Origin of the sequence: Aerococcus sp. 1KP-2016, assembly GCF_002252085.1 — a bacterium.
Lineage (GTDB): Bacteria > Bacillota > Bacilli > Lactobacillales > Aerococcaceae > Aerococcus.
The window spans coordinates 1-24,381 of the sequence record NZ_NEEY01000030.1 but is presented as its reverse complement, the minus strand read 5'-3'; the positions used below and the strand labels follow the sequence as shown (position 1 = coordinate 24,381).

The following is a 24,381-nucleotide window of genomic DNA, read 5'->3' as shown; positions in this document are numbered from 1 at the left end:
TATCATGGGTTTGCGTCATTTGAATTCATCCTTGTCTATTGAGAGTTGTGGTAACTTCAATATAACATGGAATTCACGTGGCGTTTTTTTTATTTTAAATGGCTAAGTTCATTATAAAATCCGCCTCGCAATTTATTCTAGAAAAAAACGGCCAAAATTATAGAATGACGGTCTCATTCTATAAGCGCAATTTTCTCAACTAATCTAGGACAACTATCCCTCGGTAATTTTCCTAGATTTCCCTCCATCCTCAAGTCTTTTGTCGGACCTCACATCCTGTGAAGTCGAGTTCGCTTGGGCAGGCAGGTCTCCACTTCAGAGGTATTTCAGCGAGTTGCACTCGCTACTGCATATCTCTTCCAGTGCTACCTGTCTAAACGCCCGCGTTTTCATCCTAAAGTCGAGTTCGGACCTCCAGAAAGCCCTGCGCTTCAGACTATATTGCGCCACACTACGTGCGTCACTGCTATAGTCTTCCACCGGTGGCATCACCGGTATCTCCATCCTGCTATTGCTCTCATCCTAAAATAAAAAACGACTAATATCCTATTAAGACGGTCAGTCGTTTTTCGTTGCTTATTAATCTTTCAAACTTGGGATAATTGTGTTTTTTAGGTAGTCATGGAAACCATCTGCAGTTTCTTCATGACCTAAGGCAAATTGGATGCTGGCTTTCAACATACCCAATGGTTCCCCTACTTCATACCATTCACCCTTATAATCAAAAGCTTTTAAGTTCGAACCATTATTCAATTGATGAATGGCGTCTGTTAGCTCAATTTCACCTGAGAATTCATTTTCTTTTGTCGCTTCGATTGCGTCGAAAATGGCAGGTGTTAAAATGTATCGACCACATGCCGCCAATTTCTCTTCTGTTTCATTTTGTGGTTTTTCTTCTAATTTTTCAATGGTATAGATCCCATCTTTTCCATTGTCAGAAGTGGTCATAATACCATAAGCAGAAGCTTCTTTTGGAGAAACTTTTGCACCAGCAATCAATACATCGCCGTCTGTTAATTGTGTTTCATAGAAGTCGATCATTTGTTTAGAAAGTGGCGCTTTACCATCCTCGTTGACCATAATATCATCACCTAGTAATAATAAGAATGGCTCATCGCCAACAAATGATTTCGCTTGGTATACACCATCACCCAAACCATTTGGATAATGTTGACGCTTAAATTGGATATTTAACAATGAAGTATCTTGCACCAATTTCAACAACTTATCTTTATGTTTAGCCATCAAGTTCTCTTCTAAGTCAAAGTTTGCATCAAAATGGTCTTCAACTGAACGCTTATTACGTCCAGTGATAATTAAAATTTCTTCAATCCCACTCGCCAATGCTTCTTCCACAATAAATTGAATAGAAGGTTTATCTAAAATCGGAATAATTTCCTTTGCCATTGCTTTTGTAGCTGGCAAAAATCTAGTTCCTAAACCGCCTGCTGGTATTACTGCTTTGGTAATTCGTTGTTTAGCCATAATAGCCTCCTTGAATATTCTATTTATATCTTAGCATATTTCTAAAGAATCCAAACAATGAAAGTGATATTTTCATAAAATTTACAAATGCTTATTGTCATTTTTTAAACATTAAGTACACCAAGCTAGACAAAATCAATGTTCCTATTAGCACAATCGAAAATCCATGAAAATTATCTTCAAAAGGTAGCGTCACATTCATTCCCCAAAGGCCCGCTGTAATCGTTGGCACCGTCATAACAATCGTAATAACCGTTAAACGAGACATTACATCATTCAAGTTGTTAGAAATAACATTGGAAAGCACATCATTCAACTTTTCCACGAGGGCTAAATTATTTTTCACCATGGTCTCCGCCTGATGCATTTCAATTTGCACACGATTTAATACACGTTCATGATAATATATATTCTTTTCATTTTTTGTAAAATAACGATTAATACCAGCCAACGTATCTCGGTTGTCACCAACTGCTGTGGACATGTATACCAGACTACGATTGATATCAATTAGGGCATAAGATGCCGTGTTTTTGGTTGAATGGCGCCCCTCTTCCTCAGCTTTACGAATCGAGGTATGTAATTCACTACTCGCTTCGATATAAGCTTGCGCAACCTCAAAAAACATATACATCACAAAGGCATAGGAAGACGTAATCGGAAAACCTGTAGGTACATGTTTATTCTTGATTTCTGTCATAAATGGCATATTTATATGTGTGACAAAAGTAATCACCAAATCCTTACTCATCACAATCACTAAAGGCGCTGTGTGATAAACCGCATCAGGTTCGGTTTCACGTTCATAGGGATACTGTAAGATGATATAGGTAAATAATTCACCTTCCTCATTGTGATAATATTCTATCCACGATGTTTCAAATTTATCAAACAAGTACTCTCCAAAATGTGCTGGTAAATGGTGGTGTTTTAACACCTCATTCACTTCATCCCTGTCTGGATTTTCATAATGGAGCCATAGAAACTTATCTGCTTTTTGCGCAATATCATCTTGATATTGATCGTCCTTTTCCAACAGAATTTCTTCTTGATGTACCATGTCATACCCACCTTTCAGCAGTCTATTGATTCAGAAAAAGGCCAGCAAGAACTGACCTCCAATTAGACCAGACGTATAGCCTGTCCGGTCTTCTATATAATTAGTGTGTTGATGATTGGCTATCAGCCAATAATTCTTCATATGCATAAGCAAATTTCATAATGTCACCAGCACCCATAAATACCATTACGGCATCTGAGTAGTCTAATAATGGTGAGACATTTTCTAAAGGTAAAACTTTTACAGGTTTTGTCACTTTATTCGCTAAATCTTGAACTGATACTTGTTTGTTATCTTGTTCACGCGCTGATGCAAAGATTTCACATAGATAAACATCATCAGATAAATCTAAAGCGGCCGCAAAGTCATCCATCAAAGCAATTGTACGGCTAAATGTATGCGGTTGGAAGACAGAAATGATTTTTTTGTCTGGGTATTTTTGACGCGCGGCATCAATTGTTGCACGGATTTCAGATGGATGATGTGCGTAATCATCGATTAATGTCATATCGCCAATTTTCTTTTCAGAAAAGCGACGTTTAACCCCACCAAAGCTAGCAATTTCAGCTGCAACTTTTTCAGCTGAGAATTTTTCTAGATAGCAGAAACCAATGACAGCTAAGGCATTCAATACATTATGTTTCCCAAATGTAGGAATATCAAAATGTCCGTAGTAATTTCCTTCTACGTGAACATCAAAACGAGAACCATCAGTACCCAATTCGATATTTGAAGCAACAATTTGGTTTTCTTCACCTTCAAGACCGTAATACCAAACATCTAAACCATCTTGATCAGCAAATTGGCGCAAGTAGCTGTCACCACCGAAAGCGATGATTTTCTTTTGTACTTGGTGCGCAAATACAGTATTTGATTCAAATACTTGCTCAATATTTTCATAATAATCTGGATGATCGAAATCAATATTTGTAAAAATAGCATAATCTGGGTGGTATGCATGGAAATGTTTACGGTATTCATCTGCTTCTAATACAAAGTATTCCGCATCTTCTTGACCATGACCAGTACCGTCACCAATTAGGTAATTTGTCGGTGTTAAACCTTTCATTACATGTGCCATCAAACCAGTTGTTGATGTTTTACCGTGAGAACCAGTAATCGCAATACTAGTATAATCTTTAATTAATTCACCAAGGAAGAAGTGGTAACGCATCACTTCAAGACCTAACTCTTTCGCACGAACGATTTCAGGATGATCATCACCAAAAGCATTCCCACAAATCACGAACATACCTTCTTTGATGTTATCCGCATCAAATGGCAATAAAGCAATCCCTGCTTTTTCTAAACCACGTTGGGTAAAGAAATATGTCTCTTGGTCTGAACCTTGAACGTTTAGACCCATATTATGTAAAATCAATGCCAAGGCACTCATGCCTGATCCTTTGATACCGGTAAAATGGTACGTTAACTCTTTATTCATGCTACTTAAAATCTCCATTTCCTTGATTAGATTGTTTATCTCTTTGGGTTAAAAAAGGCGCTCTTTCCGTATTTTGCTGTCCCGGAAAATAAGAAAATTGCCCTGATTGACGTCGGTGGGCATTCTTGTCAAAACCAATCTTGCTCTCCTCTGCCATGATACTTTGCAAACCACGATTTAAGTGACCCCGTTTTGGGACACTAGCCTCTGTTTGGCTAGGTTGATGGCTTGAAATTGCTGGGCGCTCCGTAACTTCAGACTTCATATCTTCCACTTGGAGCGAATGCTTGCCCTTAGATCGTGCTTGTTTATGGCTCCCCCGATCACTGTGCCATGTTGAAGGGCTTCCGCTTGGTTGGAAAGGTCGCCGTAGTTGATACTCTTGGTACTCCTTCAATTCCTCGCGCAGTCTTTTTAACTTCATCTGCCGCTGATCATCAACGTCCGGCTTATCAAAAATCGATTGTTGCCGGCCGCCATCTGTTTGTTTTTGATAACCATCTTCAGACGTACCATATGATGGTCGGTAGAAGTGGTCTGATTTGTGTTGTTGGTATAGATCCCCTTGTTTTTCCAAGTTATTGACTGGTCTCGCCGCAGGTTTGGGTGGGATTTGTGGGCTTGAAGCCTGATCATCCCCCTGGTTATACCAGTTCATATAGTTTGGGAAAGTAATTGGATTGTCATTCTTTTCGCGTAACAATGATACATTCTCCTTATGATAAAAAGGCACAAAGTGTTCAACTCGGCTGGCAGCTTTCGCTTCATGACGTTGCCATTTATCCCTTGAATGTCTCATGTTGTCGTCTGATTGACGCAATTACTCACCCCCTAGAACATATATCCTTGGCATACATCAAATTGACACTTGTTCAAGGACTTTATGCCTCAACAAATTGTTCACTATTGATTTTATCAAAAGAAGTCCCAACTGGCACGTCATTTTTGATTTCTAAAATACCTTTCCGTACATGTTCGGGGTCGACACCAAGTTCAAAAGCAGAAGTCAGCATACCGTAGCTAGAAACACCACGTAATTCGCCTTCCCAAATCACTTGACCATTTGGCATAACTGCCCCTGGCAATGCAGCCACGACAAACATACCTTCACGGACATTTGGTGCACCACATACAATTTGTACAACTTCGTTCTCAGAAATACGCGTTTTTGTAATATGTAAGTGATCTGAGCCTTCAAGGTCTTCTACCTCTAATACTTCAGCAACCACCAAACGTGGATCATCTTCAAACGGAATCGTTTCAAAATCTTGTTCATATAGCGCTTGGTTAATGATATCCAATTGAATTTGAGACAATTGCACTCGGCCCTTACCCTCAATCGGAATTAACTTAGAAATATTTTGGATATTGTAACCCATCGTTTCTTTTGTTTCTCGATTATAAATACGGGTAACATCACCAACAGTAGACGTAGCGATTAGATCCTTAGACAACGTCCCCTTCGAGAACATCACCACATCTCCAACACCGTCTCGATTATAAATACTAATCCACATAGCGGTAAAAAACTCCTTTTTTTACACAATTTAAAATATATTTAATAAAAATTACTAACTTAACCAATAAAAAAGCCTAGTTACACCTAGACCCGTAAGTTAGTATAAAAATGATAATATTCCTCTAAATTATATACTCTTACTTAACAAAGTGCAAATAAAATAAGGATGAGAGAAAAAGCATTCAAGCCTACAGCATAGGAAACTTACCGACCTAATATACTGTATCCACCAAAGCGGCATCTCACTTCATCCGAACACTAGTTGCTCAGAAATTCTCTGGTGCTCGGACCGCAAATAAAAAAGGATGGGATAAAAATACAGAACACTTACCGAAGATTAGTTAATCTGTATTTGTTGAGCACACGGCGATTAGAGAATGAACATGTCATTCTCTAATTTTGGGCGATTTTATCGAGAATAAATTGCGATACTATAAAATATGTTCTTTTTTTATAGTATATATTTCCATATTTGACAGATTTTATTATTTATAAAGTACGAGCTGTCATTTAATAATATTGGTCATTTATTTAAAGAATGAAATTTTATATAATAAAATTTCACATTATTTTCTAGTATCTCGAATTATTCTATAATTAGCTCGTTCACAATACAGAAAAAGCGGTTGGAACCATTTGTCCCAACCGTTTTTCTCTCATCCTGTGAAGTTGAGCTCGCTTGGGCAGACAGGTCTCCACTTCAGAAATATTTGCAGCGAGTTGCACTCGCTACTGCATATTTCCTCCAGTGCTACCTGTCTAAACGCCCGCGCTCTCATCCTAAAGTTGAGTTTGAAAAAGCTGTCCCTTGCCCACTTCAGAATAGTTTGCGTCCCACTCCGTGCGCCACGGCACTATTCTTCCAGTGGTTAGAGCCATAGCGCCTTTTCTCTCATCCTGTGAAGTTGAGTTTGGACCTCCAGAAAGCCCTGCGCTTCAGACTATATTGCGTCCCACTCCGTGCGTCTCTGCTATAGTCTTCCACCGGTGGCTTTCTGAGCATCGGTCCTCACATCCTGTAGTCGAGTTTGCAATAGCAACCCTCTGCCTGCTTCAAATGAACTAGTCGATGACTACCGTCATCACCTTCATTCATCTTCCACTAGTTGAGGTCTGAACGCTATTCCTCTCATCCTGTTTGTGAATTACTGTTATTTCCCCTTGATGATTGTTATAATAAAAGTAGTAACAATACATCACAACGAGTTTGTTTTATACAGGCTCAACACATAAAGGAGCGATTTCATGTCATTCGAAAAATATATCAATAGACGCGACGATGTTTTATTAGCAGGATTTTTATTTGGTTGCGGTATAGTCATTGGTGGCGTAGTTGGCGCCCTTATCGCAGATCATTCTAAAAAAATTGATGGTAACGAAGTATTGCAGAAAGCCAAAAACCTATTTACTGAACCAGGTACAATCGAAGGGTCATGGATTGAATTACAACCAATCGAAGCTGAACGTTTCGGTCAAATTCAAGAAGTATTTTATGGTGGTATCGCTCGCACAGAAAACGGTGAGCTTGTTCAATACGAATTCATGGCTGACCCGACAACTGGAAACTTCTTAGATTTCTACAAATTATAATCACAAACAAAAAAGCATGCCGCGGCATGCTTTTTTTCATCTTTTATTTAAAAGTAGCTAACATGTAATTAATGCGTGAACCACGTTTAGAGAATTTTTCTTCGTACTCAGTTTGTACATTGCCTTCAATTTTTGAATGATGTAGATCTAATGAAATTTCTAAGAAGTCCATACCATATTGAGACATGCTAGTTAATGAATATTCGAATAAACCTTGATTATCTGTCTTAAATTGTAATAAACCATCATCTTTTAAGACATGTTTATATTGATCTAAGAAAGTTTTGAAAGTTAAACGACGTTTTTCATGACGTGATTTAGGCCATGGATCTGAGAAATTCAAGTACAATTGACTAATTTCGCCTTTTTCAAAATATTGGTCTAATTCTTTAGCATTGCCTAATACAAAACGTAGATTCGGAATGTTTTCATATTCTAAGACTTTTTCTAAAGCCATTACGAGAACTGAATCTTGCAATTCCAAGCCGATAAAGTTTGCTTCAGGATGTTGGCGTGCCATTTCAATAATGAATTGGCCCTTACCTGTCCCGACCTCTAAGCGAATGGGTGCATCATTATTAAATTCCGCTTGCCATTTACCCTTTAATTCTGTTGGTTCTAGCACCACATATTCTCTATGTTCAGCCATCTCATCTTTTGCCCATGGTTTATTTCTTACGCGCATAATTGCCTCCTTTAAGTTCTCTTTCATGAAAAAAGACCGGACAAGCCGATCTTTTCCAAAGTAGTTACATTTCCTGTATACCTTGAACGTAGCGATTTTGATAGATATGTTTTAATTTCAAAATTTTATGGTTCATAGTAATCAAGCGATTTTCTCTAAAATCTTTCTTGATCATATTTAATAGATTTAACATTGAATACCATTCAATACGTAAATAAATGTCGTCCGTTATACGCAAGCCATATAATTCAAACCAAGCTTCCCAATTCTGGAAGTCCACATATTGGACTAATAATTGACTGATATCTAAGATGGGATCTGCTATTTTAACCATTTCCCAATCCACTAAATAAAGTTGATTATCTTCGGCTCTTATAAAATTACGACGGTTAATATCACCGTGACATACAGTTTTACGCACACCTTGTACTAAGGACAGGGTATCCCACAGACATGCTTCCACATTTGCAAGCAAACTATGGTTGGCTAAATCTGCTGGTAAATCAGTTTGATAATCCTGTAAAAAGCGTTCCGGTTCGTAAACATCACCATCTATACGGACAAGCATGTTATACAAGTTATCAGAATGATGGTAACGGTGCATCAACTTCACTACAGGTAGTTGACCCACCTCATAATGACTCAACACATCACCAGACACCCAATCTTGAGCAGTCATGGTGTCACCATTACTTTCACGTTTTGTCCATTTCAATTTAGGGGCAAATCCCTCCATTGACAGGATGGTTAAGAAAGGAGATGAATTACGCTTTAGAAAGACCCGTTCATTATTTGCATCGTTGTACCCGATATAGGCTTGGCCAGTATCACCGCCCACAGGTTCTAAGATCCAATCACGGTCATATTTGTATTCCATCTTCTTTCCCCCTCTCATATGCTAAATCATTGCAAAACGTGTAAATGAAAAAAGGTGACCGACTGTACCAAAGCACAGTCAACCCCTTTTATGAGTACTAGTTATTTTAGTTGGAATTAGAAATTTAGTCAACAATCTTATGCTATCCTCTTCTTTTTTCTTTCTTGCGCATAAAACTTGGCACGTATATAAAGATCAAGAAAAGACTGAATACAATAGAAGAAACCACCAATAATCCCGTAAATGTCCATGCGTGGAAAATGAGACTTGTCAATGCAAATAATACAATTTGCGTACATAATGGTTGCCATAACATCTTTGTAAAACCTGCAATTTTTTGGCTATGATCAATTGGATAGACCTGTAGCAAAGTATGTTGATTCATTTTTTGCGCCAAAGGTAACACCTGTAGATGACTGAAATATTGAATCAACAAGACCACACCAATATTTAGCCAATGATTATTCGCAACGAAAGCTAAATATAAGACGCCTACCAAAGTCATCCGCAACCATAGCGGATAGAAATCATTCGACCGCCAGAAAGCTCGCGTGAATAGATAAGTATAGGGATTCGTATCCTTATCAGATAAACGAATTAGACCATCATAATACTTGCGACGTTTACTTACAGCAGCTTCTTGTGGCATATTGATGAACAAAGCCAACATCCGGCGAATTTGTTGTTGTCGCGTTTGCTCCACAGTAACAATCTTCTCCCAATGCCATCGTACTTTCCCTGGTTTAAAAGGTTGAATGCCCAGAAAATGAATTGCCACAAGATACATCAAAACAATTCCTAGACATAGATACGGCGTAACATATGATGCCAAGAATACGGTCACCAAGACCATTGCATATAAGGCCCATTTATGATTACGGATAAAGCTCGCGCGATGAAAATGCCATGACTCCATCAGAATATAGACATGTGCCACCTTATAGCAAATGAGGATTAGCGCTAGTACAACTACTTCAACCACTGAGTATCCTGCCATAACTGACAGCAATGGATACGATGCGGCTACCATCATCAATATGATGGCACTTGGTAAGTATAGGCTCCGATTCAAAGCTGGTTTAAACCATTCGTCAAATCTAGATTCCATCGGCAGCAAAAATACCAAATCAGCCGGCAATATTTGACTGGCAATCCCTGTCAGAAATACACCCACAGAGATAATCACTGACCAAATCAGATGTATCGGTAAAGATACTTGGCCCGCCGTTAATCCCCCAACCCATTGTGAATATTGAAAGCTCAAGGCACCTAGTAGAAAGAACATGACCAAGACGGCATGATCATTGAAAATGTATTTCGCATTTCTTAAAAATAAGTCCGTACTCTGGCGACTACGACGAATAAAAATATCAGACAAGTTCATCGTCTGCCCCCTTTGCTAATCGGATATACAAATCATCCAATGAAGCATCTGGCATATCAAATTGCGCACGAATATCATCTATGGTACCAATTGCGATTACATGACCCTCTTGTAGGAAAATAAAGCGGTCGCAATATTGTTGTGCTGTTGCTAGCACATGCGTTGACATCAGAATCGAAGCGCCGGCTTCTTTTTTCAATTTTAAAGTCTCGATTAAATCATGAATGGCCAAAGGATCTAGTCCTAGGAAGGGTTCATCGATGACGTATAGAGCGGTTTCAACAAGGAAGGCACAGACTAACATGACTTTCTGCTTCATCCCTTTGGAAAAATGAATGGGCAGCCAGTCTAAGCGGTTGTCTAGACGGAACATTTCTAATAGTGGTTGCGCATTTTGTAAAGCAATTTCCTTGGATAAACCATAAGCCATTCCGGTCAGCTCAATATGTTCCTTCAAGGTTAATGCATCGTATAGGACGGGCATTTCAGGAATATAAGTAAATGATTGACGATAGTTATTCATATCAGTATCTAATTTATATTCGTCAATGGTGATTTCACCCTTCATTGCTTTCATCAAGCCAATGATATGTTTAATGGTGGTTGATTTACCCGCCCCATTCAAACCAATCAGACCAACGATTTCACCCGATTGAATTTCAAAGTTTAAATCATGTAACACCGGCTGACTAGAATAGCCCCCAGTTAAATTGGTTACTTTTAATGTCATTACGTTCATCCTTTATATTGAATTTATCTATCATGTTTGATATATAATCATTTATTAGCTGCCTACAGCACCTAATTGTGCCATACTTATGATTTATGGTAATATTAACTTAATTATAGCGTTTAATTTAACATTAATCTCTAAGAAAAGCGACGAATTCATACAAGTAACTAGTCTTGTATGAAATTTTGAAAGTGAGGAAATATCATGGATAATTGTATTTTTTGTAAAATTGCCAATGGCGAGATCCCTACAAATAAGGTGTATGAAGATGAAGTAGTCATTGCCTTTTTGGACATGAGTCAAATTACGAAGGGCCATACCCTTCTAGTACCGAAAAAACACGTACAAGATATTTTTGGCTACTCTTCTAACGATGCTGGCGCTGTCTTCAAACGTATACCATTAATCGCCAACGCGCTAAACGCTGCTTTTCCTGAAATGGAAGGTCTAAATATCCTAAACAATAACGGAGAAACGGCTTTTCAAACAGTTATGCATTCTCACATCCATTTAATTCCACGCTACTCTAAAGAAAATGATGGCTTCGGATTAAAATGGGAACCAGCGGCAGAAGGCACCTATTCTGACCAAGATTTAAAAGATATCGCAAGCACAATCAACCAACAAATTGAGGGATAATCATGAAAAACTTTATTTCTGGTATTTTATTCGGTGCCATTGCAGGTGCCAGTTATACTTTATTAAAAACACCACGTACTGGTAGCGAAAACCGCGAACGTCTTAAAAACTATTTTGACGATGTGACATACGCTGCGAATGACCTAACTGGATCAATTGCACAAGCACAAACAGCTGTAACAGATTTAGCCCAACAAGGCTTATCTTCTGCGAAAGTTGCGCGTGATGAAATCACTTTGGCTGTGAATGATTTTAACAAAACAGCTGCACCAAGACTTTCAGAAATCCAAAAGAAAGTGGCCAAATTACAAGATGATTTGAATGCTATTGATATTCGCACAAACGACAAGGGCAATAATGAATGATTTTATTATGGAATTGTGAAGATTTCTTGACTTCTCTTGGAATCATTGTCTAAAGGTTTTTTAATGTGCTATATTTAGACTTGTATTATTTAGACTTTGACAGGAGTGAATCAAAACATGACTATTAGTAAGAAATTAAAACTTACTTCAATCGCTTTATTATCTACATTTGCACTTGCAGCTTGCTCAACAGGTAACACTGATAGCGATGCAACAGTTGCAACAGGTGATGGCGTAGAAATTACAAATGAAGAGTTACAAGCTGAATTAAAATCAACATATGGTAACGCAACTTTACAAAAATTAATTATGGAAGAAGTTTTTGTAGATGAGGTCGGTTCTGACCGTGCGAAAGAATTGAAAGAAGAAGCAACAACTGAAGTTGAAACATTAATCGCCCAATACGGTGACGAAGAAACATTTACTTCAGTACTTGCATCATCTGGTTTCTCTTCTCGTGATGACTATGAACACCAAGTGTACTACTACAAATTAATGAGTGAAGCTGTTTCTAAATACATCGAAGTAACTGATGAAGAAATTCAAACTGCTTATGATGAATATGTACCATCATTCACAGTATCACATATTTTAGTTGCCGATGAAGAAACTGCCAATGATTTAATCGCGCAATTAGACGATGGTGCAGACTTTGCAGCCTTAGCGAAAGAAAATTCAACAGATACAGCTTCTGCTACTAATGGTGGTTCATTAGGAGAAGTAAATGCTGATTCTGGTTTAGACGAAACATTCTACGCTGCAGCTTCTGATTTAGCTGAAGGTGAATACACAACGACACCCGTTGAAACTGACTACGGCTTCCATATCATCAAAATGGACGAAAAACCTGAAAAAGGTAGCTTAGAAGAAGAAACTGATCAATTGAAAGAATCTATCATCTCTGAAAAATTAACTGACTCTACTTTAGTAGCTAGTTTAGTTTCAGACATTCTGGTAAAACATAACGTTGAAATTTCTGATGAAGATCTTAAGACTGCATTAGATGATGTAATCATTACTGATGAAGAACAAGCATCACTTGATTCAGAATCTGAATCAGCTGCCGCAGCAAGTGAAGCAGCCGCTTCTGAGTCTGCTGCAAGTGCTTCTGCTGCATCTTCTAGTGAAGCGTCATCAAGCTCTAGCGAAGAATCTTCAAGTGCTTCAGAAGAATCTTCTTCAACTGAAGCAAGCTCATCTGCTAGCTCTGAAGAAGCAAGTTCATCTTCTTCAGCCGAATAATCAAATCATTAAGACCACTCGATTCCTTCGAGTGGTTTTTTATTGCGCCATCGATACAATTCAAGAATGGCACTATATTCTTGACTATGGACACAAGTTGCCCAGGTTAAGTCAGGAGCTCCGACTTTTGGTGTGGATGAGAAATCATTCACACTTTTTTGTTTGAATACACAAAAAAGACATATGAATAGTTTCCCTTTTATCGCAGCTAATGATATCCGCCACAGGATATTACCAGCAGTGACATAGTTATTACCACCTAGTGACACCGATGTTACCACTGAATGCCAGTCAAGTTACCATTGCGGAAAACGATAAAGAAAAGCTGCCCTAATCCTTTAGGACAGCTTTCGTGAATAAGGTCGAAATGAACCGCCAGTGTACAAATTTTACCAGTTAGTGGAAAAGAGCGGTTAACACCAACAATACTGACCGTAAGGTCAACTAAGAGCCCTTCCATATAATCCAGGAACGCTCTTAGGAGATCTTTGATATATTTTTACCTGTAAAACTTAACCGTTATCATAGGTTGTCGCTCTATAACCATTTCATTATCTCGGATATAGGGTGGTTTTTATTCCATTCAATACGCTCCTCAATAAGGCCTTGGTACTTTCTGTACGCGGAGTAATCATCAAACACTTGATAAATATCTCCCTCTAAATCAGGGAACGGAAGTCGTTCCTTATTCGATAATTGATTTACCGTACGCCTTAGGTCGACGACCTGCGCTTCCAATTCAGCGGAATATTCAACTAGGGCTACGATAAAAGAAATAAGTTCGTCCTCCTCAGATTGCTTATCTAACATTTTATAGTAGTCTTCATTTTCATCTTCATAACACATATTCATTTAAACCTCCTCACGTCGAAAATTAGTTACGGATGCCATGCCGTTCACGCATAGATATTTCTCCATCTATCAGTAATTGAATAGAGTTATGAACGATTCGATCCATAATCGCTTCAGCTACAGTGCCATTCCCAAGCTTTTGAGGCCATCCTTGCGGATCAATCTGGGAACAGAAAATAGTCGATTTGAGCTTGTATCTCATTTCCACGATTTCAAGAACGAGTGCAGCTTGTTCTGGCGAAATATCGATTAAAAGCCATTCGTCAAGAATCAGTAGGTCTACCTTGGAAATCTTTTTGATACTTTTACGGTAAGAATCGTCATTTCGATATTGATCTACCATCAGCTCATCGAGTAACTCTGGAAGACGCACATACTTCACCGTATGGTGCTGACGGCAAGCTGATATACCGAAAGCTTGTGCGATATAGCTTTTGCCAGCTCCAGTTGGGCCTTTGATGATAATGTTGTTTGTTTGGCGAATGTAATTGCAGCTGGACAGTTCCAAAATGCGCATTTTCTCTAATTTCCGGTCCTCGTGGTATTCGATGTCTTCAATGCAAGCCTGTGAATCTTGAAAGTTAGCGCTCTTAATCAATCTTTTTAAAGTGTTCGATTTGCGTCTGTCGTACTCATGATCAATTAACAGCTGTAATCTTTCTTCAAAGCTCATTTTTTTGAACTCCGGCGAACTCTCTTGATGTTGGTATCCTTCTACCATCCCTGATAATTTCATTGAAATCATTTTGCTTATTGTGTGTTCGTTCATTGTCCTTTTCCTCCCCAATAATCTGAGCCGCGTGTAAATCCGAAATCATCCTGAGACTTGGATGGTTTTTCCAGTGCTTGCTCGGCATCTTTTTTCTTATTTGCTTTCAGTTGATTTTGAACTAATTTGACCGTCGGTCGCTGGGTGACATTCAAGATTTCCTTGCACGCTCTTTCAATCTCGTACTTGGTATAACGGCGGGAACTATTTTTTAAAGAAAAAATAGACGAAAGTGCCTTGCGCTCAACCTGATATGTATCTAAAAGATATTGAATGAGGCGTAAGGTGTTCTCTCCAATCGTTTCTGCCCATTGTAAGGCGTTTTCCGGTGTTTGCTCGACATACAGTTTGTGGTTGTCAGGCATGTGATCTTTACTGGTGGATAACTGACCGAATTTCCCATATAATCGGGAGTGGGTTGCTACTCGCATTTGTTTGAAGAAGACCTCGATGAGATGCTCAGAAACACGTACATCGACGTTTTTGCCGATGTATTCATATGGGACGGAATAAAACATATTTCCAATACTGATATGATAATCCAGGCGTACTTTAGCGGTTCTCCACTCGGCCATTTTGTATGGTTTTGCTGGTAGAGGGGAAAGTGCGAATTTCTCCTCTTCTTCAAACGCTGTAAAGCGAGTGCCTTTCTTTTTCGAGAAGTCTCTATGATTGAATTCTTCGAGCTTCAGGCTGATTTTTTGGTTCAAGTCAGTCAGAGTAAAACAATGTTCATTCCGCAAGGCCGCAATTATCCATGTTGATATGGTGCTGACCGAGCCTTCAACAGATGCTTTGTCGCGCGGGGCCCTGACCCTTGCTGGCATGCATAAAGTCCCATAGTGATCACACATTTCACGGTATGTCGGATTCAACACGAGTTCTTTCAGCGTATGGCGGGTCACGGAAGTTTTAAGGTTGTCCGGAACAACAATCTGCGTACTTCCTCCAAAGTATTCAAAAGCGCGATTGTGTGCACCAATCCAAGCATTCATGTCCATGGATAAGGTGGCCTCAGCGTAAGACAATTGACTGCACGGAAGTGTTGCGACAAAGACATAAGCCTTTACTTTTTCACCTGTATCTCGATCAATAATAAATGCTGTTGATCCTGCCCAGTCCACTTCCATGATTTCCCCCGGTTTTCTACGAACCCTGAGGGTTGCCTTGTACTTGTCTGCATAAACTTTGTAATGACGTAAAAAAGACCGATAGGTATAGGGAATCTTGCCATTCGCACGACAACTCATACCATACTCATAGTGAAGCAGCGATAAGGTTACATTGGGTTTAGCCAGTTCTCTGTGCACGAGTTCAAAATCAATCATGCCGTAACCCGAATTTTCAATGGCTTTGTATGGATACAGAAATTCTTCTATCCAGTGGTCATCCATTTCCTCTGTCAGCGGACATTCAAGTCCCTTGTCTTTAGCCAACTGAAGAATTTCAGTGACTTTTGGCCGACCGTGACCTGTACTTGCGGAGACTGTTCGCAAGCTCAAGCCTTCGTGGGCCATTTCCAATATTTTTCGATATTGAATCATAAAAAAATACCTCCAATATAATGTTTTTGCACACTGGTGTGCTCTTTCATTATATTGGAGGTATTGTTGATTTAATCATCTATTTTGCTGAGTGGTAACTTCCCTGTCACTGAGTGGTAAGATTTGTGTCACTGACTGGTAATAACTATGTCACTAGTGGTAATTTTAGCTGGCGGATATCACAGCTAACTGCTTTGATTGGCATATTTTTGCAAGATTGTTTATATCCGTTTTGAAAATAGATAAAAACTGGAAACCAGAACTGCTTTTGAGTATATTTATGAGAAAAAATGAAACGCAAAACGCCCTGAACTTTCTTTTTCTAAAAATAACGAAAGCTCAGCCCCTTGTGTGGCGCAAAATTTCTCATTTTTGAAACCAAAACCTTCCGAGGTTTTCACTTTCTGATTATTTAACGGTGTATATATACACTCCTCAACAAGCCAGACAAAAAATTATCTTTCTTTTATCAAATCTCATTTGAAATAAAATAAAAAGAAACTCAAATCCATATAAAATGAATTCAAGTTTCTTGCTTAAATTAAGCTATCCACATTAAAAGTCTAAGAGCCTTAATTTCAGTATATACAAAAAGGTAGTCGCAAGATGTCAAAATTTGCTACTACTTTTTGTGTATACATTTATTTAATAATATTCTGCGCCATTCACCACTCGGAAATTGAGGTTGCAGGTTGCTTCAACACCTTTAAAGATTTCAAAGTATTTTGCAATCAGCATATTCATTTCAATATTTACTTCACGCACAATTTTTGAACTATCGAACATGGTATAATCCCCCCCACCAATCGCACGATATTGGTTTAAGGTCACCTCAAATTCCTCTTCTAGATTTATTGGTGCATGATGATAATGTAATTTTACAATCCGTTCACCCACTGGTTTCGATACATCCACAACATATTCAATTCCCTCATACATATCGTAATTGTATAATTTAGGTTTTGGATATAACCATTCCGGGGACATTTCGATCTTACCTGTCTCATCTAACATAAAGAATTCTGCTGACAACTCTAAGGCTGCTTTAATTTCCGCCCCTGTTAATTTAACCACAGCCAAGGTGTTCGGAAACGGATAATTATTTAAAATATTACGTATCGTTACATTTTCAGGAAATCCTTTTGCGTCATTATTAAATAAAGAAGTCGCAGAAATTTCCGTTTGCCCAAAATAATTTTGCACACGATGAATGAATTCTACGTAGGGATGGTCAGCAATACGCGCTTCTTCTACATTACGAATGAGCATATCCCCGTGAACCTTACCTACTGGCTCGTCTAACCAATCTTCAACAGCATTATTTAAAGGCGCTAGATATTCAGCTTCTTCTTGCAATAATTCATCTTCGACTTTTGTAGGAATTAATTCTGGTTTGGCGTCCACCAACGTCCAAGAATCCTCTCCATCATATTTATTAAATTGCAAGGTGATTTTCCCCAAATAGCGGCACTTGTCCCCTGGCATTAAGACGGCAACCCCATCGATCACACGCGAAATAACGTTGTGCTGATGCCCGGTTAAAAGCACATCAATACCTTCGACTTCTTTAATTAAGGCATAGCCTTCATTCTCACCCTCATTGACATCTATTGGTTCTAATGTATCCAAATCAACTTCAAATCCACCATGATAAGAAACAACGACGACATCCGCCATTTCACTTAGCATTGGTACATATTCTTTGGCCGTTTCAACGGCAGATTTAAAGGTTAATCCAATAATATGATCTGGATGTTCCCAGTGAGGAATATATTGTGTCGTCAATCCAAGGACTGCTATTTTAATATCACTACGCTCAAAAATTTCATAAGCTTTCCCAAAAAAAGGTTCACCCTGCTCATTTAAAATATTGGCACATAGAATTGGTTATTCTAAATGTTCATAGCCTTCTTTGACATACTCTTGACCGTAATTAAACTCATGATTACCTGGGATACCTGCATCATATCCAACGCGATTAAAAAGGTTGGTCAAACGACCTGCAGAATTATATTTTGAATGTAAATAATGTGCAAATGGCGAACCTTGAATCGTATCACCATTTGAAATTAAAATACTTGAGTCTTCGGCTAATCCTGCCTTCTCTTTGTTGTAATTGTTTGTTGCCTTTAACAATCCGAATGGTTGATTTTCATTTCTAGTCATATAACTAGTTGGAAAAATATAACCATGCATATCACTTGTTTGAAATATCGTTATCGTCTTAATAGAAAGCCACCCCTTAAACTTTATAACTTTTCCCATATTCAGGATGGAATACTTTTAATCTTAAATTTGTTAATATTTTACCATAATTCTTAGGATTGAAAGTATGCCAAGGGATGATTTCATGACTTTTGATTTGACTAGCTACACTCAGTAAATCATCTTTTAACGCATGACCACTTACGCTAAAGGGGATATAAGGAATAGATAGACTGTCTAATACCGTCAAAAGACTTGTATATGTCGGCATATAGGCACCAATTGGTTCTCCATTTGAGTGTAGATACACTGCTGGTTTTAATAGTTGTAAACGGTTTCAGTAGTCGAATGAATTTTGCATAATATATTGCTCTGGATGCTGTCCGATTTCTGAAATGGTATGTGGCACTATTGATTCTGCACAATATTGTTCCAAAATTTCGTCGTCATTCTGATCTAATAAGATATAAATTTTTTTATCCTTGTAAAATTGTGTGAATACATTCACCTTGAAACAAACAAAAAAAGCGTATGAAATTTTTAAACATCATTTCATACGCTCTTTCCTATTCAATTGATTAAACTTCTGGCATTTCGTTTGTTACTTCTATTTCTGCATCAAATTTTGGTTTGTAGAAATTGCGGTTATCTAGACCAAAGATTCGAGCTGAAAATTCACCTGGTTCCGTATGGTCTAGTGCTGTTGTCATCATTTGAATTGATGCATCTAAATTGTCAATATGATGTAAGACTTCAGCTTCTAAGACGTGCGGATTCACAGGGCTACCCCACTCTTGTTTACCATGGTGAGCCAGTACCATATGTTTCAACAAAACAACTTCTTCTTGATGTTGGTCTAAACCAAGTTGGTCTACTGCCAAGGTAATCATTTCATCAATGATAGAAATGTGACCAATTAAGTTCCCCTCAGTAGAATATTCAGTCGACATTGGATCGGTGAATTCTACCGTTTTGCCTATATCATGTAAGATGACACCGGCATATAGCAGGTCTTTATTGATATTGGTGTACTGATTAGCAATCGCTTGCGCTAATCGCAACATAGAAACGGTGTGGAAACCTAAGCCCCCAACAAAAGCGTGGTGGTTTTTCTTAGCTGCTGGGTAAACAAAGAAATCTTTGTACACTGTATTCAAGATTTTGCGAACTATAGTATCAATAACTGGATTTTGGAAACCATCTAAAGCAGCCTTAATTTCTGCCTTCATTTCCTCATCAGTCATTGGCCCTTGTTCTACATAATCGCTTGGATTGTTTGGTTCTTCATCAGTTGCCAAACGGATGCCCGTAATGCGGACTTGAGGGTTACCATTATATAATTCACGTTTACCAGCTAGACGTACCACATTGCCGCTAGTATATTTGGCGATATCTTCTTCGGTTGCACTCCAGTATTTTCCGTCGATTGAGCCGGATTTATCTTGGAAAGTGAAGGAGATGTATTTCTTTGCATTTCTATCTTCTCGGATTTCAGCTACCTTAATCAAAAGATATAGGTCAAAGTTTTGGTCCAAGGGTACATCAAATATTTTTAAATTATCCATTATATTTCCCTTCTAAAGCACGTGACGTGCTGAGACATCGATTTCATCTAAAAGCCCTTCATCTACAGTAAAGTAGATGATTTGATGTGATTGAGCGAATTTTTGTAGGAAGCGATAGATGTTACTGCGGTATTGATGATCAAGATGTGAGAAGGCTTCATCGATGATAATTGGCAATTCGATGTTGCCTAATTGTGCATCAATGAAGGCAAAACGCATCGCAACAAATAAAATCGCCTTCTCACCGCGTGACAATTGGTTGACAGAAATTACCTCGTCCTCTGCCGTAATGACATCCATACCTTCATCCGCATAAGTTAATTTGGTATATTTTCCATTTGATAAATCCAAAAGGAAACGAGATGCATTGGTAAGCACGCGTTCTTTCACATCTGTTGATTCGCCAACGGTAGCTTTTTCGAACGTAGCTATGGCTAATTTGTTAGCTGCCCAATCAACTGCTAACGCATACGCTTCATCAATTTTGGCTTGGTAAGCTTGTAACAATTGTGGTACAATGCCGTCGTTTGCTATCTCTTGAATTTGGCTACGTTTATCAGCTGTTGACCGTGTCAATTGGCTAATTTCCGCTTCCATTTCTTGGATATTTGTTTTTAATTCAGTTAATTGTGCTTCAACCGGTTGCTCTTGTTGCAAGTAAATCGCTAAATTTAAATCCAAATGATTCGCTAAAATATCATGACGATTTTGTTTTTGTTGCATTTGGTTTTGTCGATCAATTGCCGCTAATAACTCGTCACCAGATGTATAGTTGTATTGATCTAAAATACGTTCTTGATCTGCTTTGATTGCAGATAATTCTGCCTTCACTTGATCACGACGGTTGGCACGACTTTGTTCTTCATATGTTGCATAATCTTGGTTGGCTTGTTGACGACGAATGGTTAAATAATCGTCCTCAAACTGTTGGAAGTAATCTTCTTCACTCAAGTCACCTTCGTTGAGTTGGGCTACATAATCTGCCCACTGTTCTTCATGCGCCTTACCGAAGTTAGAAACACCCAATGCCATTTCTAATTGTTGGATTTTATTGTCCAAGTTAAAAATTTCACCGACATAGGCATCTTCAAGCCATACATCTGTTGAAATATTTGGTGATCCACCCTTTTCGACAAGTAAAGTTTCTAGCTCATCTGCCATTTCATTAAATTCTACATTTAATTTTTCCAGTTGCTCTTCATGAACCACTTTATCGCGTTTCACTTCATTCAACTCTGATTCGATATCATCTAGATCTAGGTCATAGGCCTCTACTCGGCTATCAAAGCGCTTAGTAGCTGCTCCCTGCATCATCAATCCAATGAGTAAGATGACAATACCAATGATTGTAGCCACCACGCCAGCGCCAAATAGGAAGGTTGTAGACGTAATGAAATAAGCAATCAGCATTAGTAGACCAAGCAAAGTTAGCACAACACCAAAATTACGGACTAGGTATTCACCCTGTTTACCCGTAGCCACTAATTTATCACGTTCCGCTGAAAGATCGTCAAATTCCTTAGTTAAATCCGCCTCTTTTTGGTCTAATTGAGACATATCATTCTGGCCATGATTATAAAAAATACGTTTATTATCTAATGATTTGTAGCGTTGTTGCCAATAGTTGCGCTCATCATCTGTTAGTTCTTCTGGTAACTCGTCAACCTCTGCAGCACCCATTAATTCCATCAAGCGTTGCTTTTCATAACGACGTTCAATCAGATCTTGGCTCAAATCTTCATTCTGGCGCAAACGGTCTCTAAAGGCACGTGCCTCAACAACCATTTGTTCGCTGACATTTGGATGATTTTGAATCCATTCCATGCCTAAATTAGAAGAATTTACAGCCTCATCCGGACTTTCTGGCAATCCCTCTGATAACTCACTCAGTTGCTGACCTAAATGATCTATTTGATGATCAGCTTGTAGCCATTTATTTGCCAAATCAGGTTCAAAGTCAACAAAATCAAATGCAGCTAATTCATCATGTAAACGTAAATATTCGTTCATTGATGTAGACTGTTGGTTGGCTAATTCTAGCTGAATTTCACCATTTGTTGCATCTTTTAAGTTGGCGCGTAAACGGTCTAGGCGGCTAGCTTCATTTTCATAGGATTGGCGTAATTCAAAATAGGCAGCCTCTTTATCTTGAGCTTTGATTAATTTTGTCTCTGCCTCTTCAATATCTTGGAGCTTGCGATTTAAGCTAGGATTCTTGCCATTTGGTTTGTATATGTCATCCGCTTGCTTAGCAATTGTAGGCGTTATTTCAGTTAGCACTTGGCGACCAGAGATACCAATACTCATTAAACTTTTTGAAAAATCTTCTTCATCATCCCAGATGAAATCCATTAAATCGTCTTCTGAAAAGCCAAAATACGCTAAATAATCCGTTTTAGTTAAATCATTCCATAAGAAAGATACATCGTTAGTTATTTGTTTTTCTTCACCATTGATGGTATATGACAAACTTTGTTTACCATTGGTTTTTGTACGTTCAACCACCACATCACCATAGCGCGTGTTGGTTAGATATAATCGACCACCATAACGAGCATTTTCGTTGGTATCATAGTTTCGCGTATTTTTGCGACGGACATTGGGAAAACCAAACATAATACTTAATAAAAATGACATGAGCGTTGTTTTCCCGGACCCGTTAAGACCGTTAAATACATTTAAATTTGGCGTTAATTGAAAAGATTGATCAACCCATTTCCCATAGCCAAATATTTCAAATCGTTGAATTTGCATATTTAAAATCTCCTTTGTTCCTGGCTATAGCTTGCTTGTTCTAGGATGATTTGTTCCTTAGCTTTGGCAAGAATATCCGCTTTAAATTGGTCCTCATCAATATTGGTCCCAACTAAACGTTGCCACTGCCCATTCTTCTCCAAATCAGACACTAAAGATTGGAACTGGACATCATCACTAGTAATATCGTCGAAAGCTCGCTTCATACTGTCATTAAACACGGGAGATGGCGACCAGATTGCTTGTTGGTTGACTTGAATATCTAAACCAACTAAATACACTTTCTGTGTACGAGACGCATTCTGGTTGCGCAATGACCATTGTAATTGTTCTAACAATTCATCTGCATACGTATGCCACCAGTATAGTGACGCTTCATCGCCATTCGTGGTAAAAGTCATGCGTGAAATCACATTGACAGCCTCATCCTTGGCATACATGATGTGGTCGTGCAAGGCTACTTCAATTGTATTGCGTAAGCTTTCCAGACTATCCACTAAGCCTAATTCTCTTGTTGATTGTTGGAACTGCCATTCAGCTGTTTCGATGAATTCCAGATTAGTGTAACCACCCTTTTCAAGGTTAACGATCAATGCCCCTTTGGCACCGTCTTCCTTGAAGCTAGCACCTTGAATGTTCCCTGGATAAACCATGGTTGGATTTTCATATAGTACTTGCCCTTTATGAATATGCCCCAGTGCCCAATAGTCGAAGCCGTGGCTGACAAGGTCACTTGGATTAAATGGCGCATAGCGTTTTTCCCCATTAGTAGCCGAATTATCACCATGAATCAGCCCAATATGGATGTCAACAAGTGGATCTCTGGTAGGATATTCTGCTGAGCGGTCTTCAGCAATCCACTGTTGGTTGTATGAAAAACCAGAGATGGCAACTTTTTCACCACGATGGGTTGAAAGATATTTAGTCTCTACTTCATGGCCAAAAATATGGACATTATTTGGTAATTTCAATCGGTGATTAGCGTCTGCGTCGAAGTCATGATTCCCGTAAAGCATGTAGACAGGTATATCTTCGTCTGCTAGGCGTTGCATGCCATTGGCGAAGGCAAATTGTGCCCGTAAAGTTGCACGTGCACCGTGATAAATATCGCCTACGATTAGGAAAAAATCGACCTGCTCATTGATCGCTGTTTGAATTAAATTGTCAAATGAATTTAATGTTGCTTCTGCTAAAGCATGTTGTAAGTAATCGTCTTTGATTGGTAAATTTTTGAAGGTTTGGTCTAAATGCAAGTCTGCTGTATGTATAAATCTAACCATTTTGATTACTCCATTTCTCGTATAATTTTGGCATTTTATTGGTGTAAAATTGTAAAATTGCCTTATTATTATTTTAACATACGCATTAGAAAGTTGTGAAAATTGACACTATTTAATAGGATTTTAAAGCATAATTAATCATTTGACACACAAATGAAAAAAAGGTGACTAGGACAAAAAATAAAACCATAGATTTTTCGTCCTTACAGTGTACGTTCCTTGTGAGCCGTGGGATCATTGAAAGCCAAGGTCTTTCAATTTGAATCGAGCCAAGGTCTCGATTTCATCCTCTGTCACGGCTAAGGAACTACACTTTCAGTCCTTTAACCTGTTCCCATGATATATTTCAATCAAAATTTATAAGATTTTTTCAAAGTAAAAGGCGTACA

The 24,381-nt window shown here is 38.4% G+C and carries 22 protein-coding genes; 4 read left to right on the top strand and 18 right to left on the bottom strand.

Going from position 1 to position 24,381, the window contains the following annotated elements; all coding sequences use genetic code 11:
• Positions 1-579 precede the first annotated feature (579 nt).
• From B9P78_RS06530 to ytpR, 5 genes are all read right to left on the bottom strand, one after another.
• Entirely contained in the window at positions 580-1,485 is a 906-nt protein-coding gene (locus B9P78_RS06530) for a UTP--glucose-1-phosphate uridylyltransferase (RefSeq protein WP_094518702.1), read from the bottom strand.
• 97 nt (positions 1,486-1,582) lie between these two features.
• Positions 1,583-2,545: a magnesium transporter CorA family protein gene (locus B9P78_RS06525; protein WP_094518701.1), complete on the bottom strand. Its 963-nt coding sequence runs from the start codon at positions 2,543-2,545 to the stop codon at positions 1,583-1,585.
• A 100-nt stretch (positions 2,546-2,645) separates the two neighbouring features.
• Positions 2,646-3,989, bottom strand: coding sequence for a UDP-N-acetylmuramate--L-alanine ligase (gene murC, locus B9P78_RS06520; RefSeq protein ID WP_094518700.1), 1,344 nt, complete (start codon positions 3,987-3,989; stop codon positions 2,646-2,648).
• A gap of 1 nt (position 3,990) precedes the next feature.
• Positions 3,991-4,809, bottom strand: a complete 819-nt coding sequence (locus B9P78_RS06515) for a hypothetical protein (RefSeq protein WP_233487768.1) — start codon at positions 4,807-4,809, stop codon at positions 3,991-3,993.
• A gap of 61 nt (positions 4,810-4,870) precedes the next feature.
• A complete protein-coding gene (gene ytpR / locus B9P78_RS06510; protein ID WP_094518699.1) occupies positions 4,871-5,506 on the bottom strand; it encodes a YtpR family tRNA-binding protein in 636 nt (211 codons plus the stop codon).
• 1,247 nt (positions 5,507-6,753) lie between these two features.
• Between ytpR and B9P78_RS06505 the strand changes: the two genes are divergently transcribed.
• Positions 6,754-7,098, top strand: coding sequence for a hypothetical protein (locus B9P78_RS06505; RefSeq protein WP_094518698.1), 345 nt, complete (start codon positions 6,754-6,756; stop codon positions 7,096-7,098).
• A gap of 43 nt (positions 7,099-7,141) precedes the next feature.
• Here B9P78_RS06505 and trmB read toward each other — a convergent pair whose 3' ends face one another.
• The 4 genes from trmB to B9P78_RS06485 all read right to left on the bottom strand — a co-directional run bounded on the left by trmB (position 7,142) and on the right by B9P78_RS06485 (position 10,774).
• The gene (trmB, locus tag B9P78_RS06500; protein ID WP_094518697.1) at positions 7,142-7,783 is read right to left on the bottom strand and encodes a tRNA (guanosine(46)-N7)-methyltransferase TrmB; all 642 of its coding nucleotides are present in this window, start codon (positions 7,781-7,783) and stop codon (positions 7,142-7,144) included.
• A 64-nt stretch (positions 7,784-7,847) separates the two neighbouring features.
• The gene (locus tag B9P78_RS06495) at positions 7,848-8,660 is read right to left on the bottom strand and encodes a phosphotransferase family protein (protein WP_094518696.1); all 813 of its coding nucleotides are present in this window, start codon (positions 8,658-8,660) and stop codon (positions 7,848-7,850) included.
• Between the two features lie 142 nt (positions 8,661-8,802).
• Positions 8,803-10,044: an ABC transporter permease gene (locus B9P78_RS06490; protein ID WP_094518695.1), complete on the bottom strand. Its 1,242-nt coding sequence runs from the start codon at positions 10,042-10,044 to the stop codon at positions 8,803-8,805.
• Complete coding sequence (locus B9P78_RS06485) at positions 10,031-10,774, bottom strand: ABC transporter ATP-binding protein (protein ID WP_094518694.1); 744 nt, start codon at positions 10,772-10,774, stop codon at positions 10,031-10,033. The genes B9P78_RS06490 and B9P78_RS06485 overlap by 14 nt, the downstream gene beginning before the upstream one ends.
• A gap of 207 nt (positions 10,775-10,981) precedes the next feature.
• Here B9P78_RS06485 and B9P78_RS06480 point away from each other — a divergent pair, with 207 nt between their 5' ends.
• The 3 genes from B9P78_RS06480 to B9P78_RS06470 all read left to right on the top strand — a co-directional run bounded on the left by B9P78_RS06480 (position 10,982) and on the right by B9P78_RS06470 (position 13,023).
• Entirely contained in the window at positions 10,982-11,416 is a 435-nt protein-coding gene (locus B9P78_RS06480; RefSeq protein WP_094518693.1) for an HIT family protein, read from the top strand.
• Positions 11,417-11,418: 2 nt separating this feature from the next.
• Positions 11,419-11,781 carry a YtxH domain-containing protein gene (locus tag B9P78_RS06475; RefSeq protein WP_094518692.1) on the top strand — a complete coding sequence of 121 codons (363 nt, stop codon included), beginning with the start codon at positions 11,419-11,421 and terminating at the stop codon, positions 11,779-11,781.
• Positions 11,782-11,898: 117 nt separating this feature from the next.
• Positions 11,899-13,023 carry a peptidylprolyl isomerase gene (locus B9P78_RS06470; RefSeq protein ID WP_094518691.1) on the top strand — a complete coding sequence of 375 codons (1,125 nt, stop codon included), beginning with the start codon at positions 11,899-11,901 and terminating at the stop codon, positions 13,021-13,023.
• A 537-nt stretch (positions 13,024-13,560) separates the two neighbouring features.
• Here the strand turns inward: B9P78_RS06470 and B9P78_RS06465 are convergent.
• The 9 genes from B9P78_RS06465 to B9P78_RS06430 all read right to left on the bottom strand — a co-directional run bounded on the left by B9P78_RS06465 (position 13,561) and on the right by B9P78_RS06430 (position 23,992).
• Positions 13,561-13,875, bottom strand: coding sequence for a hypothetical protein (locus B9P78_RS06465; protein ID WP_094518690.1), 315 nt, complete (start codon positions 13,873-13,875; stop codon positions 13,561-13,563).
• Positions 13,876-13,897: 22 nt separating this feature from the next.
• Positions 13,898-14,644, bottom strand: a complete 747-nt coding sequence (istB, locus tag B9P78_RS06460; RefSeq protein WP_094518689.1) for an IS21-like element helper ATPase IstB — start codon at positions 14,642-14,644, stop codon at positions 13,898-13,900.
• Positions 14,641-16,188: an IS21 family transposase gene (gene istA / locus B9P78_RS06455; RefSeq protein ID WP_094518688.1), complete on the bottom strand. Its 1,548-nt coding sequence runs from the start codon at positions 16,186-16,188 to the stop codon at positions 14,641-14,643. Before istA ends, istB begins: the two co-directional genes overlap by 4 nt.
• 645 nt (positions 16,189-16,833) lie before the next feature.
• A complete protein-coding gene (locus B9P78_RS06450) occupies positions 16,834-17,973 on the bottom strand; it encodes a bifunctional UDP-sugar hydrolase/5'-nucleotidase (RefSeq protein WP_233487767.1) in 1,140 nt (379 codons plus the stop codon).
• A 102-nt stretch (positions 17,974-18,075) separates the two neighbouring features.
• The gene (locus tag B9P78_RS10255; RefSeq protein WP_255377089.1) at positions 18,076-18,453 is read right to left on the bottom strand and encodes a metallophosphoesterase; all 378 of its coding nucleotides are present in this window, start codon (positions 18,451-18,453) and stop codon (positions 18,076-18,078) included.
• Positions 18,431-18,664: a hypothetical protein gene (locus tag B9P78_RS06445; protein ID WP_094518687.1), complete on the bottom strand. Its 234-nt coding sequence runs from the start codon at positions 18,662-18,664 to the stop codon at positions 18,431-18,433. The genes B9P78_RS10255 and B9P78_RS06445 overlap by 23 nt, the downstream gene beginning before the upstream one ends.
• Positions 18,665-18,971: 307 nt before the next feature.
• Positions 18,972-19,958, bottom strand: a complete 987-nt coding sequence (locus tag B9P78_RS06440; RefSeq protein WP_094518686.1) for a 3'-5' exoribonuclease YhaM family protein — start codon at positions 19,956-19,958, stop codon at positions 18,972-18,974.
• A gap of 12 nt (positions 19,959-19,970) precedes the next feature.
• On the bottom strand, positions 19,971-22,712 hold the full coding sequence (locus B9P78_RS06435) for an AAA family ATPase (protein ID WP_094518685.1): 2,742 nt from the start codon (positions 22,710-22,712) through the stop codon (positions 19,971-19,973).
• A 2-nt stretch (positions 22,713-22,714) separates the two neighbouring features.
• Positions 22,715-23,992: a DNA repair exonuclease gene (locus B9P78_RS06430; protein WP_094518683.1), complete on the bottom strand. Its 1,278-nt coding sequence runs from the start codon at positions 23,990-23,992 to the stop codon at positions 22,715-22,717.
• Positions 23,993-24,381: the final 389 nt, after the last annotated feature.